This window comes from Acidithiobacillus ferridurans (genome assembly GCF_003966655.1).
Taxonomy (GTDB): domain Bacteria; phylum Pseudomonadota; class Gammaproteobacteria; order Acidithiobacillales; family Acidithiobacillaceae; genus Acidithiobacillus; species Acidithiobacillus ferridurans.
The window spans coordinates 600,576-614,350 of record NZ_AP018795.1 but is presented as its reverse complement, the minus strand read 5'-3'; the positions used below and the strand labels follow the sequence as shown (position 1 = coordinate 614,350).

Sequence of the window (13,775 nt, the reverse complement as noted above, 5' to 3'; positions counted from 1 at the left end):
CCATATGGTCTTGGACTCAAACTTTCGGGGGTTGATTGCACATGAATGAAGAAGAGCAGCAGGAATCGCCGTCCACTGAAGCAGAATCTGCCAGTGCAGAAGTGGTGAACTGGGAAGAGAAGGCGGAAGGCTACCGCAACGATTATTTGCGCGCCCTGGCGGATATCGAAAATCTGCGCAAGCGTCATGAAAAGCAGATGGAAGATGCCCGCAATTATGCGGTGGATCGTTTTGCCCGCGAATTGCTGCCGGTGATCGACAGCCTGGAGCTGGCGCTGGCCAGCCCGGTGGAGGACGCGGAGAGCATCGCACTATTGCGGCAGGGTTTGGAAAACACGTTGACGCTGTTCGCCCAGGCCTTGGGAAAGGCCGGCATCGCCCCCATAGAAATGGGCGAAGGGCGTTTTGATCCCCATCTGCATCAGGCCATTGCCATGGTGGAAACGGAAGGGGACGCAAACCGGGTCCTGGCGGTGCATCAGAAAGGTTATCTGATGCATGACCGCTTGTTGCGGCCATCCATGGTTTCCGTTTCCAAAGCAACTAAAGCAGCAGAATAACACCACGCACACCGGACAGATTTTGCATATTTCAGGAGATGATAAAATGGCAAAAGTAATAGGAATCGATTTGGGAACCACCAACTCCTGCGTTGCCGTGATGGAAGGCGACAAGGTCAAGGTGATCGAGAACAGCGAAGGCAAGCGCACCACGCCGTCTATCGTCGCCATCACGGAAGAGGGCGAAGTGTTGGTGGGTGAAGCGGCCAAGCGCCAGGCCGTTACCAATCCGGAAAATACCGTTTATGAGGTCAAACGCCTGATCGGCCGCAAGTTCGACGATGCCGAGGTCCAGAAGGATCTCAAGCATGTGCCTTACAAGGTCATCAAGGCCGACAACGGCGATGCCTGGGTGGAAGTGCGCGACAAGAAGTATTCCGCGCAGCAGATTTCTGCCTTCATCCTGCAGAAGATGAAGAAGACGGCCGAAGATTATCTTGGTGAAAAAGTTACCGAAGCGGTCATCACCGTGCCCGCCTACTTCAACGATGCACAGCGTCAGGCGACCAAGGATGCGGGCCGTATCGCTGGCCTGGCGGTCAAGCGCATCATCAATGAACCAACTGCGGCGGCGCTGGCCTTTGGCGAAGACAAGAAGCCCGGCGACAGCAAAATTGCGGTGTATGACCTGGGGGGTGGCACCTTTGATATCTCCATCATCGAGATCGCGGAAATGGAGGGTGAACACCAGTTTGAAGTGCTTTCCACCAATGGTGACACCTTCCTCGGCGGCGGTGATTTCGACACCCGCGTCATCAACTACCTGGCGGATTCCTTCAAAGCGGAATCGGGTATTGATCTGCGCGGCGACCGCCTGGCCATGCAGCGCCTGAAGGAGGCTGCGGAGAAGGCGAAGATCGAGTTGTCTTCGGCGCAGCAGACCGACGTCAATCTGCCCTTTATTACGGCGGATCAGAGCGGACCGAAGCATCTGAACATGAAGCTGACCCGTGCCAAGCTGGAGTCGCTGGTGGAGGATTTGATCGACCGCAGCATGGCGCCTTGCCGGGTGGCCATGAAGGACGCCAATCTGGCGACGAGCCGGATCACCGACGTGATTCTGGTGGGTGGCCAGAGCCGGATGCCCAAGGTGCAGGAGAAGGTTAAAGACTTTTTCGGTCAGGATCCGCGTAAGGATGTGAACCCTGACGAGGCGGTGGCCATCGGTGCGGCCATCCAGGGCGCGGTATTGTCCGGTGAAAAGAAAGATGTGCTGTTGATGGATGTGACGCCGTTGTCCCTTGGCATTGAGACCCTGGGTGGCGTGATGACCAAGCTGATCGAGAAGAACACCACCATTCCGACCCGCAAGTCGCAGATTTTCTCGACGGCGGAAGACAACCAGTCGGCGGTGACAGTGCATGTGTTGCAGGGTGAGCGCGAACTGGCGCGGGATAACAAGTCGCTGGCGCGTTTTGATCTGACCGATATTGCCAACGCCCCACGGGGCATGCCGCAGATCGAAGTGACCTTCGACATCGACGCCAATGGCATCCTCCATGTCTCGGCCAAGGATAACCAGACCGGCAAGGAGCAGTCCATCAAGATCACCGCAAGCTCTGGTCTGTCCGAGGAAGAAATCAAGCGGATGATTCAGGAGGCCGAGGCCCACGCCGCGGATGACAAGAAGGCGCGTGCGCTGATCGAGGCGCGTAACGAGGCGGATGCCAGCATACACGGCGCGCGCAAGGCGGTGGAGGAACATGCAGCGGCGCCTGAGCACGACAAGACCAAGGTGACGGAAGCGATCTCCGCAGTGGAAAACGCCGCCAAGGGTGAGGACGTGGAAGCGATCAAGGGGGCTGTCGCTACCCTGATGGCCGCCATGTCGGCACTGTTGCAGAGTGCCGCTGCCAGTCAGGCCCAGGCAGAACCTGGTGCAGGTGCCCAGGGCAATGCCAAGCCGGACGACGTGGTGGATGCCGAGTTCGAAGAAGTCGACAAGAAGTAAAATGATCATCGGTCGCAAGGGGGCGGGATTTGTTATCCTGTCCCCTTGCCCGTTTCAGGAAAGATGATGGCCACACGGGATTACTACGAAGTACTGGAAACTTCTCGCACGGCAGACGACGGTGAGATCAAGAAGTCTTACCGGCGTCTGGCGATGCGTTATCACCCGGATCGCAATCCGGGTGATGCGAGTGCGGAAGAGCGTTTCAAAGAAATCAGCGCCGCCTATGAGGTGCTCTCCGACCCGCAGAAACGGCAGGCCTATGATCGATTTGGCCATGCCGGAGTGAATGGCGGTGGGCCGGGTGCCGGCTTTGGTGGCGGCGGCGGGGGGTTCGGCGACGTTTTCAGCGATCTCTTCGAACAGGCTTTTGGCGGCGGTTTTCGCGGCCAGGATTCGGGGCGCGGTGCCGACCTGCGTTACGAACTGGAGCTTACGCTGGAAGAAGCGGCTCTGGGTAAAGAAGTCACCATTCAGATTCCCAGTTCGGCCACTTGCGAGGTGTGTCACGGTAGTGGCGCCAAGCCCGGCAGCGCGGTGGAGGATTGCAGCACCTGTGGCGGCCGTGGTCAGGTCCGGATGGTACAGGGCTTCTTTTCCGTTACCCGTCCCTGCCCGCAGTGCAATGGTAGCGGCAAGGTCATCAAGGAGCCCTGCACGAACTGCCATGGTCATGGTCGGGTTCGCAAGAACCGCGATTTGCAGGTCAAAGTCCCCGCCGGAGTGGATACGGGGGACCGTATCCGTCTGAACGGTGAGGGCGAAGCGGGCGAGCGGGGCAGCCCGTCGGGAGACCTGTATATTCAGGTGCGGGTGTTGCCCCATGCGCTCTTTGAGCGGGACGGCGATGATCTGCACTGCGCGGTGCCGGTACACTTTACGACCATGGCCATGGGCGGTGAACTGGAAGTGCCGACCCTGACCGGGCGTGCCAAGGTGCAGATTGCTCCGGGTACCCAGTCGGGCACAGTATTCCGTCTGCGTGGCAAGGGCATCAAGGGGGTGCGCAGCAAGCTCAATGGCGATCTGCATTGCCAGCTCCAGGTGGAGGTGCCGGTACATCTCTCTGCCCGGCAAAAGGAGTTGTTGGAGGAGTTCGCCCGGGAAGGCGGCGATAACATCCAGCATCCTCAGCAGGAAAACTGGTGGAATAAGGTCAAAGACTTTTTCGACCGGATGGGCCTCTGATGGCGGGGGTATGGCGCGTCGGCATCACTGCGGTGGCGGGCCGAATGGGCCGGGCCTTGGTGCAGGCCATTGTCGCTCATCCTGAACTGCAATTGGTGGCAGCCATAGGACGCAGCGGGGCTGCTTATCTGGGGGAGGACGCCGGCCGTCTGGCCGGCGTTCAGGCCTTGGGTCTGCCGGTTACCGCTGATCTCGTGGGCGCGCTGGCGGATCTGGACGTGCTGATTGAATTTGGTCCGGTAGAGGCCGCTCTGGCACATATCGCGGCCTGTGTGGCGGCAGCGAAACCGGTCGTGGTGGGCACGACGGGGTTTTCCGTGGACCAGCGTGCGGAACTGGAAAACGCCAGCCGGCATATTCCGCTGGTGCTGGCCCCGAATATGAGTGTTGGCGTCAATGTATTGCTGGCCTTTCTGCCCGCCATCAGCGCAGTCCTCGGCGAGGGCTACGATGTGGAGATCGTCGAGGCCCATCATCGTCACAAGATGGACGCGCCTTCGGGTACTGCCCTGGCTCTGGGGCGGGCAGTGGCGACGGGACGTGGCCAGCGGCTGGATGAGGTCCAGTGTCTGGATCGCAATGGTATCCCCGGCCCCCGGATGGCGGGCAGTATTGGCTTTGCGACGCTACGCGGTGCGGACGTGGTCGGTGAACATACGGTATGGATGGCCGGGACCGGAGAGCGGCTGGAGCTGACTCATCGCGCGTCCAGCCGTCTCAATTTTGCGGAGGGTGCCTTGCGTGCCGCCAGTTGGCTGCGGAACAGGGCACCAAACCTGTATGATATGCAGGATGTTCTTGGCTTGAAAGATTTGACGGCCCTACAATGAACACCATCTGATATACGAGGAGCATCATCATGCAATACGTCGTAGCGAACCGGGTTCCTGTCAAGGCGGAGTATCGTGCAGAGTTTGAGGAGCGCTTTCGGCGCCGGGCGGGCGAGGTGGACAAACAGCCGGGCTTCGTGCGTATGGAGATCCTGCGTCCGGTGAACGATGACGGTCTGTATGTGGTGCTGACCCACTGGGTCGATCAGGCGGCCTTTGAGGCCTGGATGAAAAGTGCCGACTTCAAGACCGCCCACACCAATCCGTTGCCCAAAGAAGCTTTTGGCGAGGGCGGTGGTATCGAGCGCCACGAGGTGATCATCCATTCTGAAGAGTCGCGCTGAGAGCGGAGAATGTCATGACAGGATTAACGCGGGAACAGGTCGTGCAGTCGCTGCGCGCGGTGCAGGACCCTTATCTGGGCAAAGATCTGGCGGCAGCAGGGGTCCTCAAGGGGGTCGATGACTCTGTCGTCAAACTGGAATTGCCTTACCCCAGCCTGGGGGTGGCCATCAGTTTGAGCGAGGAGGTGGCCCGCCAAATCCGGAATGATCATGGCATCAGCGCGCAGGTCACCGTCGGGCACCGCATTCTTTCGCATCAGGTGCAGCGCGGCGTCAAGCTGATGGAAGGCATCAAAAACATCATTGCCGTTGCCTCGGGCAAGGGTGGGGTCGGAAAATCCACCACTGCCGTCAATCTGGCACTGGCGCTGGCCAAAGAAGGCGCCAAAGTGGGCATGCTGGACGCCGACATCTACGGCCCCAGCCAGCCGCGCATGCTGGGCATTTCCGGCAAACCGACCAGTAAAGATGGCAAGAAGATGGAGCCCATGGAAGGACACGGCATCAAGGCGATGTCCATCGGGTTTCTCATCGACGACGAAACGCCCATGGTCTGGCGTGGCCCCATGGTCATGCAGGCGCTGGAGCAGTTGCTCTCCGACACCCGCTGGGGCGAGCTGGATTATCTGGTGGTGGATCTACCTCCGGGTACCGGCGATACCCAGCTCACCCTGGCGCAGAAGGTGCCGGTCTCCGGTGCGGTGATCGTCACGACGCCACAGGACATCGCCTTGCTGGACGCCCGTAAGGGTCTGAAGATGTTTGAGAAAGTGGGCGTACCTATTCTCGGTATCATCGAGAACATGAGTTTTTATATCTGCCCGAAGTGCGGTAACGAGGACGATATTTTCGGACATGGCGGTGGTGCGGCCATGGCCGAGCAGGACGGGGTGGAATTTCTGGGGGCGATACCGCTCGACCGCAGCATTCGCAACGAAGCCGATAATGGCGCGCCGACGGTGGTGGCGGAGCCGGATTCCCGTCTCGCCAAAATCTATCTGGAACTGGCGCGCCATGTGGCGGGACGGGTGGCGATCCAGGCGGTCGATCACAGCCACAAGTTCCCCAACATCGTCGTCCAGAACCGCTGATTTCCAGCCGCCTACAGGAAGTTTCCGCCATGAGCATCAAATCCGATCGCTGGATCCGTCACATGGCGGAAGAACACGGGATGATCGAACCCTTTTCACCGCGGCAGGTGCGGCACGTCGAGGGAAATTCCATTATCTCTTACGGCCTGTCTTCCTATGGTTACGATATCCGTTGTGCCGGGGAGTTCAAGGTCTTCACCAATGTCCGTAGCGTGATTGTCGATCCGAAGAATTTCAGTGAAGATTCTTTTGTCGATTTTACCGGGGATACCTGCGTTATCCCGCCGAATTCTTTCGCCCTGGCGCGCACGCTGGAATACTTCCGTATCCCGCGTAATGTGCTGACTATTTGTCTGGGTAAATCCACCTATGCCCGCTGCGGCATCATCGTCAATGTCACGCCTTTCGAGCCGGAGTGGGAGGGTTATGTGACCCTGGAATTCTCCAATACGACGCCCTTACCCGCGAAAATATACGCTAATGAAGGTGTGGCGCAGGTGCTGTTTTTGGAGTCGGACGAGGTCTGCGAGGTGTCTTATGCCGACCGCGGCGGCAAGTATCAGGGCCAGAGTGGCGTAACCCTACCGAAGGCTTGAAAGCGGCTCAGGGTAAAGGCTCTTTGGTATAGGCGATATCGGCCTGCTCGGAGGAGCAGGCATCCATCGCTTTGTTGGTGCGCGGGCCATTTTCCCGGTGGAAATTGGCAGGCTTATGGTTCGTCCACGGCAACAAGGATATGCCGCAAACGCTCCGGCCGAAACGCCGCCCAGTAGAGTCCCCAGAAAAAAATGACCATCACCAGCGCGACAAACAGCAGAGTGGCCGCGCCTTCACCGCCGACCGGCAAGGGCCAGAGGCTGACCGCCATTACTTTGATCAGGAGCGGCAGGCTGATGCCGGCGATGATCAGGCTGAGCCAGCGCCAGGCATGGCGCTGGCGAAACAGGAACCAGGGCGTGGCGACGTTGGCCAGGCCATAAATCAGCAGAAAGGCCAGCCCGGTAAAGGTGCCAAAGGTGCCGACCACCGATAATATGGGGATTTTCCACAGGGTAACCACCGCCATGCTGATGAGCACGCTGATGGCGAGTACCCGCAACGCCCGCGCCGGGGTGCCGTGGCGTACATCTCGGTGATGGAAAAAACGCGGGATGACCCCGTGCCCGGCCATACTATAAAGAATCCGCGAGATGCTGTTGAGGGTGGCAATCGTGGCGGAAAATGCCGCCGTCGCCATGGCGAGATCGGAAAAAATGCCGAGCCAGGGATGACCGATGGCCTTGGCGATGGCATTGAGCGGGGCCGCACTGTCGCCCAGAGGGGTAGGAAGGTGGGCAAAAGCCAGCACCTCGATATACGCCATGACGACGAAAAACCCGCCAACCATCAGCACGGAAAGCACCATGACGCGCGGGATGGCGGTGCGTGCCGCGCTGGTCTCACCCGCCAGATTGCCCGCCGTCTCAAAGCCGCCGTAAGCCAGCAGCGAGAGAATCAACGCCCGCGCCAGTGGCGCGGTGTGCAGGCGCTGGAAATTCCACTGAGCCGGATCGCGCCAGCCAAAATGCCAGAGTGTTGCCGCGGCAATGAAGACGATGCAGAGGATAGAGAAGATTTCTACCCAGAGCCCCCAGCGCGCGGAAATTTCGATGCCGCGCAGGGCCAGTCGCCACGCCGCCAGCAGATAGAGCACCCCAATCCCCGCAATCCAGCCCACCCCGGAAACCGGCCAGAAGAAGTGCAGTGCCTGCTCCACAAATAGCCCGCCCAGCAGCGGGGCCGCCGCCAAAGCGCCAAAGTACCCGGCCATCATGGTGAAGCCCGCGACCATGCCGGAAATCGGATGCAGGGCTTTGCTCAAATAAAAGAACAGCGAGCCGGGGGAGGGAAAATGTCTGGCCAGAATGCCTACCTGCAAGGCCACCAGGGTCATCAGCACGCCGATAAGGGCATAGGCCAGCCAAGTAAAGGAGCCGCCGTGTATGGCCACCAGAGAAATCGTGACGGCCGGCATGGCCGACGGCGTGATATTGGCGACGGCATGACCCCACAGCTCGCTGACGTTTATGCGGTCACCGCTAGCCCGGCCAAGCGTCACGCCGCCGCCCAGATCGCCGACAGCAACTCCGCCTGGGCCAGCACCGTTTGGGTTGCTTCGTCCTGCAAGTCCGGTGGCAAACCCTGTTTTTTGAGGATGCGCCTGACCATCACCTTGATCCCGGCGCGCGCACTTTCTCTAACCGTCCAGTCGATGCTGGCGTTCTGGCGCAGCTCGGTCATCAGACCACCGTGGAACGTGGCACGATCAAGCCATACCCAGCCGATGACATGATCAGGATCTCCGCGTCGGAGAATGGGTTTTGAGCCAGTCGCGCAAGGCGGCATTCATGCGGGTCTGCCAGCCGGGGCCGGAGGCGCGAAACATTTCCAAGACATCGCGATCGAAACGGATCGTCGTGGATTCCTTGAGCGCTCCCACGGGTCGCCCCCGCTTCTTGCGATGGGCATCGATGCCAGCCTGCATCTCTTCCCGCGAAAGCGGGCGGTCGCCTTCGTCGGTTCCATCCCAGGCAAAGTCGCCGGTGGCCCGGAGCCGCGCCAAATCAGTCTGTGAAGTCGTTTTCAAGCCACTCATGGTACCACTCCCGTCCTTCCGCGCCGGCTTTCCGAAAGCTGATGAGGCGAGATTCCTCGCCGCGCTCGGCATGCGCCAAAGAAAGCACGGCGAACAGCTCAAACACATAGGCAAGGGACCGAAGCCGCATTTCGCTATTCCATACCACCGGAACGTCGAGACGATAGCGGGACTCCGGCAGCCAATCCGCATCGCGAAAATCCGGCCTCTGGCCACTAGATTTAGTGTAGTAACATAAAAAGTGGCGGTCAATGGCGGCGGTGGTTTTTTATGCCGGCATGGTCTTCTTGGCTGTGGGAAATCGAGATCCAGCAGGTGGTCATGTCTTGTCGAATATTTCGCTGGGGCTATAGAAACAGCCTTGTTGCATCAGACCATGCGGCGCTCACACATGGTCGTTGGTCGTCATTCATCTGTCCTATACTTTCAAGGGCCAGATGATCTGACCTCGTCGTCCATAAGGCGAGCACGAGGATGGAGTGTAGCCATTGATGGTATTTTCATACGGGGCAGGACTCTGGAAGAGTCCTGCGAGGGCGCGGTAGCGGGGGGCTTTGCCATGATGGCCAACCTCGCCCAGATGTGGGCAACCCGTTCGGTCCGGATCGACTCCGAGATCGGCAACGACAAGCGCACAAGCTGCGTACCCTGCTGGATCACATCATCGCTGGTAGCGGCTGGCCCGTGGCCGATATCCGAAGCGTCCCCGCGAGTGACATGGCCCATGGACCTCATACGGGTTACCTGCAGCAGGATCTCGGCAGCGGTGAGGAGGCACTGGTGGCTTCCATGGACTTTTCCAGGCCCCCATGATGGAGGAGGTCGGCGTGGGAAAGCCGGTTTCATCGCCTTACCACATCGGCTGCTCCGGCTGGCATTACGCCCATTGGGTCGGGGCGTTTTATCCGCCTGACCTGCCTTCGACACGCCGGCTGGCCTTTTACGCCGGGCGCTTTCATACGGTGGAGATCAACAACAGCTTCTATCGATTGCCCGGCGAGAAGTGCCTGCGTGCCTGGCATGACGGCACGCCCGCAGGCTTCCTCTTTGCCCTCAAGGCTAGCCGCTTCATCACCCACATGAAAAAGCTCAAGGATTCCGAGGCGTCACTAGCCCGGCTCCTGGGGCGCGCGGAAAGCCTGAGGGAGAAACTGGGACCCGTGCTCTTCCAACTGCCACCCCACTGGAGACGGAATGCCAAGCGCCTGGAGAGATTTTTACGGGTGCTGCCCTCTGGACACTGCTACGCCTTCGAGATGCGCGACCCAAGCTGGCATCATCCAGAGATCTACGCGCTACTCAAGGCCTATAACGCCGCCTTTTGCATCTTCGACATCGCGGGTTTTCAATCTCCCATCCAACTGACGACCGATTTCGCCTATATCCGGCTGCACGGCCCCAGTCTCTCCGCCTATGCCGGCTGTTACACGACTGAGGCCCTTAGGGCTTGGGCGGCGCGCATCCGGACTTGGGATCTGCGCACCGTTTATGTCTACTTCGACAATGACCAGGCCGCCTACGCCACCCGCAATGCTTTGGAACTCATGGGAATGCTCGGACTGTAGCTTATATGGATGCCTCCATACTTATATGGATGCCTCCATGTGTGCAAGATGATTTTGATGTCTGGCATATTGAGGTCGGGTTGCTGTCTTATATCCGGCCTTTGATGCAGGATGATAAGCCTGCTGGCCCCGATGGAATCCGCCGGAAAAGTCCTTATCTGTAACACGTCCTCGAAGGACAAGTAACTGCCAGGCTCTCTCTTCCGTGGTCTGACCTGTTTTGCCATCAATCGTTTATCAGCCTGCGCAACTCCTTTTGTTGAACTTCAACAATTCTGTAACAGTTACGATATGGAAGCCGCATTCATTGTGTGACTTGCCACATATTCTGTATTTTTCACTAGCAGTGCCCAGATGGTTCGGGCCATCTTGTTGGCCAATGCCACCACCGTCACATTGTGTGGCCGTCGGCTGAGGAGCTTGTCGATCCAGGGATTCCGGTTCTTGATCTGGAAGTTCACTACCGCCCGTGCCCCATGGGTCAACAGAGATCGCAGATAGGTGTCCCCCCGTTTGCTGATGCCTAGCAGCCGGACCTTGCCACCGGTCCCACTCTGGCGGGGAACCAGCCCCAGAAACGCCGCAAACTCCCGTCCTGAACGGAAGGACTTCATATCCCCCACGGTGGCGATGATGGTGGTTGCCGTAAGCAGCCCCACGCCGGGGATGGCCATCAATCGCGTCACTGCCTCCTGGTCTTTCTTCCACAGCGTTAAACGCTTTTCGATCTCTGCAATATCCTTGTCCATCTCTTCGAGGCGTTTTAATTGCTGGCGAATCGTGTCCAGCATCATGGGCGATATAGAGTTTTCCAGATTGGTCAAAGCATCTGGAACCTCTTTCAGCCCCCGTTGGCGACCTTGCGGCAAATCGGCACCGAATTCGTAAAGTAAGCCGCGGATCTGATTCACCTGCATCGTCCGGACCTTGATCAGTTGTGACCGCATGCGGTGCAGCGCCAGGACCGATTGCTGTTCCTCAGTTTTGACAGCCACGAAGCGCATGTCCGGCCGTTGTACGGTCTCCCAGATGGCCGCAGCATCGGCTGCATCGTTTTTGTTGGTTTTCACGAAGGGGCGCACAAACTGCGCGGCTATCAAACGCACCTCGTGGCCGAGCTTTAGCAACTCGCGCGCCCAATAGTGCGCACTTCCGCAGGCCTCCATGGCAACGACGCCGGGTTGTCGGTTGGCGAAGAATTCCAAGAGCCTACGGCGCTTCAACTGTTTGCGGTGGATTTCACCAGTCTCCATATCTACCCAGTGCAACTGCATGACCGACTTTGCCAAATCCAGTCCATAGGTTGTAATCTCCATGATGAGTCCTCCTTGTCCTTCGCGTGGGTAAATTTCCACTTTGGCACCTTGATGCCGTCCGGTTCAAGCGAGGACTCCCTTCTGAAACTCCCCGCTGCCGGTCCTGTGTAGGGGGAGGCATCCATGCCATCTGTAACGGATCTGGGGCGCACCATAGCAGAGCCACGCGGGCGGTTGCTCTATGCATGAAGCACTCCTTATCCCCATTCGACGCCCCGCCGCAGTCAAAGCCCGTTGGACAGCAACAGGCTGATTGCAGACATTAAGCAGCAGAAAAAATTGATCTTTTTGGGCGCCTCGTTTGGCTGCGACGTTATACATCTGGCTCCTTTTTTGCGGGTGCCTTTGCCGATCACCAAGATTGACTCCCAATTGTCGTCGGCGCTTGTGTGCTTGAACTCCGTCGTGATTTGCTGTTGCGTGAAGAATGCGTCGGTCATATGCCCTCCAGCGGAGACTGAAAGCGGTCATCCGTTTTCGTTGGCGACGGGCGAGGTGATGCTTTCCTTGAGCCAGGCACATAGTCGAAACCGACAGCTAGACAATAGTGTCCGAAAACATAGTACCATTGGTTTTATCTACCCTTCATCACTGCTACGCTGGAATCGCCCTTGGCCCCGTCCCACTCCACGAACACTTTCTGAGATCACGCTATGCGCATAGACCTCCTGGACCATGTTGTCCTGACCGTGGTGGATATATCTGTTACGATCGCCTTCTATTCACGGGTATTGGGCATGCAGGAAATCACCTTTGGTGACCAGCGAAGGGCCTTGGCCTTTGGGCAGCAAAAAATCAACCTGCATTCGGCAGGGCGTCCTATTGCTCCGCATGCGGCCAGTCCCACTCCCGGGTCGGCGGACTTATGCTTCATCGTGGCCGGTGGTATCGAAGAAATGCTCGCCCATCTGCAGACCTGCGGAGTCGCCCTGGAAGCCGGTCCGGTGCCCCGCACTGGAGCCACGGGGCCGATCACCTCTGTCTATTTTCGGGACCCCGATGGCAATTTGCTGGAGGTGGCCACGTATGATCAGCCGATACAACTGTCATGACCGGTAATTCGCGCGTCGCACTGGTTACCGGCGCCACCTCCGGCATTGGTCTGGCTATCGCGCAGTGAACGTAAAGGAGTGGTACTGATATGGATACCCGAAAACTGCTGCTCACCGCGCAGGAAATCAGTCAGATGAAGGGCGAACATAAGGTCCATTTCCTCAATCCCGGCGCCGTTCGTATCAATAAGTCTTTAGGCGATGCGGTAGGCCTACGGCACATGGGTATACATCTCATCCAGATAGAGCCGGGTAAAGAGAGTACCGAGTACCACCTGCATCATTATGAAGAAGAAGCCGTGTACGTGCTGTCTGGTAAGGGCACGCTCACCATGGGGGGTGATCAGTATCTCATCGCCCCAGGTGACTTCGTCGGTTTTCCTTGCCATGCAGCCGCGCACAGCATCATCAACGATGGGACGGAAACACTCGAGTGCCTGGTCATCGGTCAGCGCCTGGATCAGGACGTCGCGGATTACCCGAATCAGCATAAACGCCTGTACCGTAATCATGGGGAATGGAATCTGGTGGATATGGCAGATATCCGTGTGTTGCGCGAATCCACGCAGGAATGACAGGAAACCTATGAAACTCGCAAAATTTGATAGCCAGCCGTCGCCGCACTTCCTGATGGAAAGTGCCACCGTAGATTATACGCATGCCGATATCCGCAAGTTGGCAGCCGCGCTGTCTTCTGACGATCCAACGGCAACCGCCAGGCATTGCTTCGAATGGGTACGCGATCACATTGCGCACAGCATGGATTTCCACCGGGAAGAAGTGACCTGCGCCGCGTCGGATGTGTTGCAGCAAGGCACTGGCCTATGCACCGCGAAAAGTCATCTGCTCGTGGCCTTATGGCGCGCCAACCAAATCCCTGCAGGATTTTGCTATCAACGGCTGACGCTGGATGGCCCCAATCCGCCTTACTGCACACACGGCTTCACCGCGGTCTGGCTGGATGACCGGGGCTGGTATCGTTGTGATGCGCGCGGCAACAGCAAACCCGGGATCCGCTGCGAATTCACGCCCGGACAAGAGAACCTGGCCTATCCGACTATGTATAACGGCGAGCGGACCTATCCGGATATTTGGGCAGAGCCCTGGCCAGACTTGCTCGCCGCCATGGGGAAGTTGCAAAACATATCGCAGTATCGGAACCATCCCATTGACGCCTGCCCACCCGCCGCGGATTTGTGCGCAAGTGAGTCTGCAGCGCCGAACATGGAATGACAGGAGGCCG

The 13,775-nt window shown here is 58.5% G+C and carries 16 protein-coding genes; 11 read left to right on the top strand and 5 right to left on the bottom strand.

Annotated features, from left to right (window positions below; translation table 11 throughout):
* Nucleotides 1-41 precede the first annotated feature (41 nt).
* The 7 genes from AFERRID_RS03140 to dcd all read left to right on the top strand — a co-directional run bounded on the left by AFERRID_RS03140 (nt 42) and on the right by dcd (nt 6,560).
* A complete protein-coding gene (locus AFERRID_RS03140; RefSeq protein WP_126604346.1) occupies nt 42-560 on the top strand; it encodes a nucleotide exchange factor GrpE in 519 nt (172 codons plus the stop codon).
* A gap of 46 nt (nt 561-606) precedes the next feature.
* Nucleotides 607-2,511, top strand: coding sequence for a molecular chaperone DnaK (dnaK, locus tag AFERRID_RS03135; protein WP_113526047.1), 1,905 nt, complete (start codon nt 607-609; stop codon nt 2,509-2,511).
* A gap of 66 nt (nt 2,512-2,577) precedes the next feature.
* Nucleotides 2,578-3,699, top strand: a complete 1,122-nt coding sequence (gene dnaJ / locus AFERRID_RS03130) for a molecular chaperone DnaJ (RefSeq protein ID WP_113526048.1) — start codon at nt 2,578-2,580, stop codon at nt 3,697-3,699.
* Complete coding sequence (gene dapB / locus AFERRID_RS03125; RefSeq protein ID WP_113526049.1) at nt 3,699-4,529, top strand: 4-hydroxy-tetrahydrodipicolinate reductase; 831 nt, start codon at nt 3,699-3,701, stop codon at nt 4,527-4,529. The genes dnaJ and dapB overlap by 1 nt, the downstream gene beginning before the upstream one ends.
* A 29-nt stretch (nt 4,530-4,558) precedes the next feature.
* Nucleotides 4,559-4,873 carry an antibiotic biosynthesis monooxygenase family protein gene (locus tag AFERRID_RS03120; protein ID WP_113526050.1) on the top strand — a complete coding sequence of 105 codons (315 nt, stop codon included), beginning with the start codon at nt 4,559-4,561 and terminating at the stop codon, nt 4,871-4,873.
* A gap of 14 nt (nt 4,874-4,887) precedes the next feature.
* Nucleotides 4,888-5,964: an iron-sulfur cluster carrier protein ApbC gene (gene apbC, locus AFERRID_RS03115; protein WP_126604345.1), complete on the top strand. Its 1,077-nt coding sequence runs from the start codon at nt 4,888-4,890 to the stop codon at nt 5,962-5,964.
* A 29-nt stretch (nt 5,965-5,993) separates the two neighbouring features.
* Entirely contained in the window at nt 5,994-6,560 is a 567-nt protein-coding gene (gene dcd, locus AFERRID_RS03110; protein ID WP_113526052.1) for a dCTP deaminase, read from the top strand.
* Nucleotides 6,561-6,673: 113 nt separating this feature from the next.
* Here dcd and AFERRID_RS03105 read toward each other — a convergent pair whose 3' ends face one another.
* The 3 genes from AFERRID_RS03105 to AFERRID_RS03095 are packed head-to-tail and all read right to left on the bottom strand — an operon-like array spanning nt 6,674 to nt 8,599.
* Nucleotides 6,674-8,062 (bottom strand): APC family permease, encoded by a 1,389-nt coding sequence (locus tag AFERRID_RS03105; protein WP_225981830.1) that lies wholly within the window; start codon nt 8,060-8,062, stop codon nt 6,674-6,676.
* Complete coding sequence (locus AFERRID_RS15265; protein WP_197722475.1) at nt 8,059-8,244, bottom strand: type I restriction enzyme endonuclease domain-containing protein; 186 nt, start codon at nt 8,242-8,244, stop codon at nt 8,059-8,061. The genes AFERRID_RS03105 and AFERRID_RS15265 overlap by 4 nt, the downstream gene beginning before the upstream one ends.
* Before the next feature lie 52 nt (nt 8,245-8,296).
* The gene (locus tag AFERRID_RS03095; RefSeq protein ID WP_113526055.1) at nt 8,297-8,599 is read right to left on the bottom strand and encodes a BrnA antitoxin family protein; all 303 of its coding nucleotides are present in this window, start codon (nt 8,597-8,599) and stop codon (nt 8,297-8,299) included.
* An 827-nt stretch (nt 8,600-9,426) separates the two neighbouring features.
* On the opposite strand from AFERRID_RS03095, the gene AFERRID_RS03085 reads away from it, so the two are divergent.
* Nucleotides 9,427-10,164: a DUF72 domain-containing protein gene (locus tag AFERRID_RS03085; RefSeq protein WP_113526366.1), complete on the top strand. Its 738-nt coding sequence runs from the start codon at nt 9,427-9,429 to the stop codon at nt 10,162-10,164.
* A 284-nt stretch (nt 10,165-10,448) separates the two neighbouring features.
* Here the strand turns inward: AFERRID_RS03085 and AFERRID_RS03080 are convergent, their stop codons facing one another.
* Nucleotides 10,449-11,480, bottom strand: a complete 1,032-nt coding sequence (locus AFERRID_RS03080; protein WP_113526057.1) for an IS110 family RNA-guided transposase — start codon at nt 11,478-11,480, stop codon at nt 10,449-10,451.
* 224 nt (nt 11,481-11,704) lie between these two features.
* On the bottom strand, nt 11,705-11,920 hold the full coding sequence (locus AFERRID_RS03075) for a hypothetical protein (protein ID WP_126604344.1): 216 nt from the start codon (nt 11,918-11,920) through the stop codon (nt 11,705-11,707).
* Nucleotides 11,921-12,133: 213 nt separating this feature from the next.
* Here AFERRID_RS03075 and AFERRID_RS03070 point away from each other — a divergent pair, with 213 nt between their 5' ends.
* The 3 genes from AFERRID_RS03070 (at nt 12,134) to AFERRID_RS03060 (ending at nt 13,765) form a co-directional block, all read left to right on the top strand.
* Nucleotides 12,134-12,532, top strand: a complete 399-nt coding sequence (locus AFERRID_RS03070; RefSeq protein ID WP_113526059.1) for a VOC family protein — start codon at nt 12,134-12,136, stop codon at nt 12,530-12,532.
* A gap of 89 nt (nt 12,533-12,621) precedes the next feature.
* The gene (locus AFERRID_RS03065; protein ID WP_126604343.1) at nt 12,622-13,107 is read left to right on the top strand and encodes a cupin domain-containing protein; all 486 of its coding nucleotides are present in this window, start codon (nt 12,622-12,624) and stop codon (nt 13,105-13,107) included.
* 10 nt (nt 13,108-13,117) lie between these two features.
* Nucleotides 13,118-13,765, top strand: a complete 648-nt coding sequence (locus AFERRID_RS03060) for a transglutaminase-like domain-containing protein (protein WP_126604342.1) — start codon at nt 13,118-13,120, stop codon at nt 13,763-13,765.
* Nucleotides 13,766-13,775: the final 10 nt, after the last annotated feature.

Coding starts and splice junctions, on each gene's coding strand:
- AFERRID_RS03070 (WP_113526059.1), top strand. CDS start 12,134: ATGCGCATAGACCTCCTGGACCATGTTGTCCTGACCGTGGTGGATATA.
- AFERRID_RS03065 (WP_126604343.1), top strand. CDS start 12,622: ATGGATACCCGAAAACTGCTGCTCACCGCGCAGGAAATCAGTCAGATG.
- dcd (WP_113526052.1), top strand. CDS start 5,994: ATGAGCATCAAATCCGATCGCTGGATCCGTCACATGGCGGAAGAACAC.
- dapB (WP_113526049.1), top strand. CDS start 3,699: ATGGCGGGGGTATGGCGCGTCGGCATCACTGCGGTGGCGGGCCGAATG.
- AFERRID_RS03075 (WP_126604344.1), bottom strand. CDS start 11,920: ATGACCGACGCATTCTTCACGCAACAGCAAATCACGACGGAGTTCAAG.
- dnaK (WP_113526047.1), top strand. CDS start 607: ATGGCAAAAGTAATAGGAATCGATTTGGGAACCACCAACTCCTGCGTT.
- AFERRID_RS03060 (WP_126604342.1), top strand. CDS start 13,118: ATGAAACTCGCAAAATTTGATAGCCAGCCGTCGCCGCACTTCCTGATG.
- apbC (WP_126604345.1), top strand. CDS start 4,888: ATGACAGGATTAACGCGGGAACAGGTCGTGCAGTCGCTGCGCGCGGTG.
- AFERRID_RS15265 (WP_197722475.1), bottom strand. CDS start 8,244: ATGACCGAGCTGCGCCAGAACGCCAGCATCGACTGGACGGTTAGAGAA.
- dnaJ (WP_113526048.1), top strand. CDS start 2,578: ATGGCCACACGGGATTACTACGAAGTACTGGAAACTTCTCGCACGGCA.
- AFERRID_RS03080 (WP_113526057.1), bottom strand. CDS start 11,480: ATGGAGATTACAACCTATGGACTGGATTTGGCAAAGTCGGTCATGCAG.
- AFERRID_RS03120 (WP_113526050.1), top strand. CDS start 4,559: ATGCAATACGTCGTAGCGAACCGGGTTCCTGTCAAGGCGGAGTATCGT.
- AFERRID_RS03095 (WP_113526055.1), bottom strand. CDS start 8,599: ATGAGTGGCTTGAAAACGACTTCACAGACTGATTTGGCGCGGCTCCGG.
- AFERRID_RS03140 (WP_126604346.1), top strand. CDS start 42: ATGAATGAAGAAGAGCAGCAGGAATCGCCGTCCACTGAAGCAGAATCT.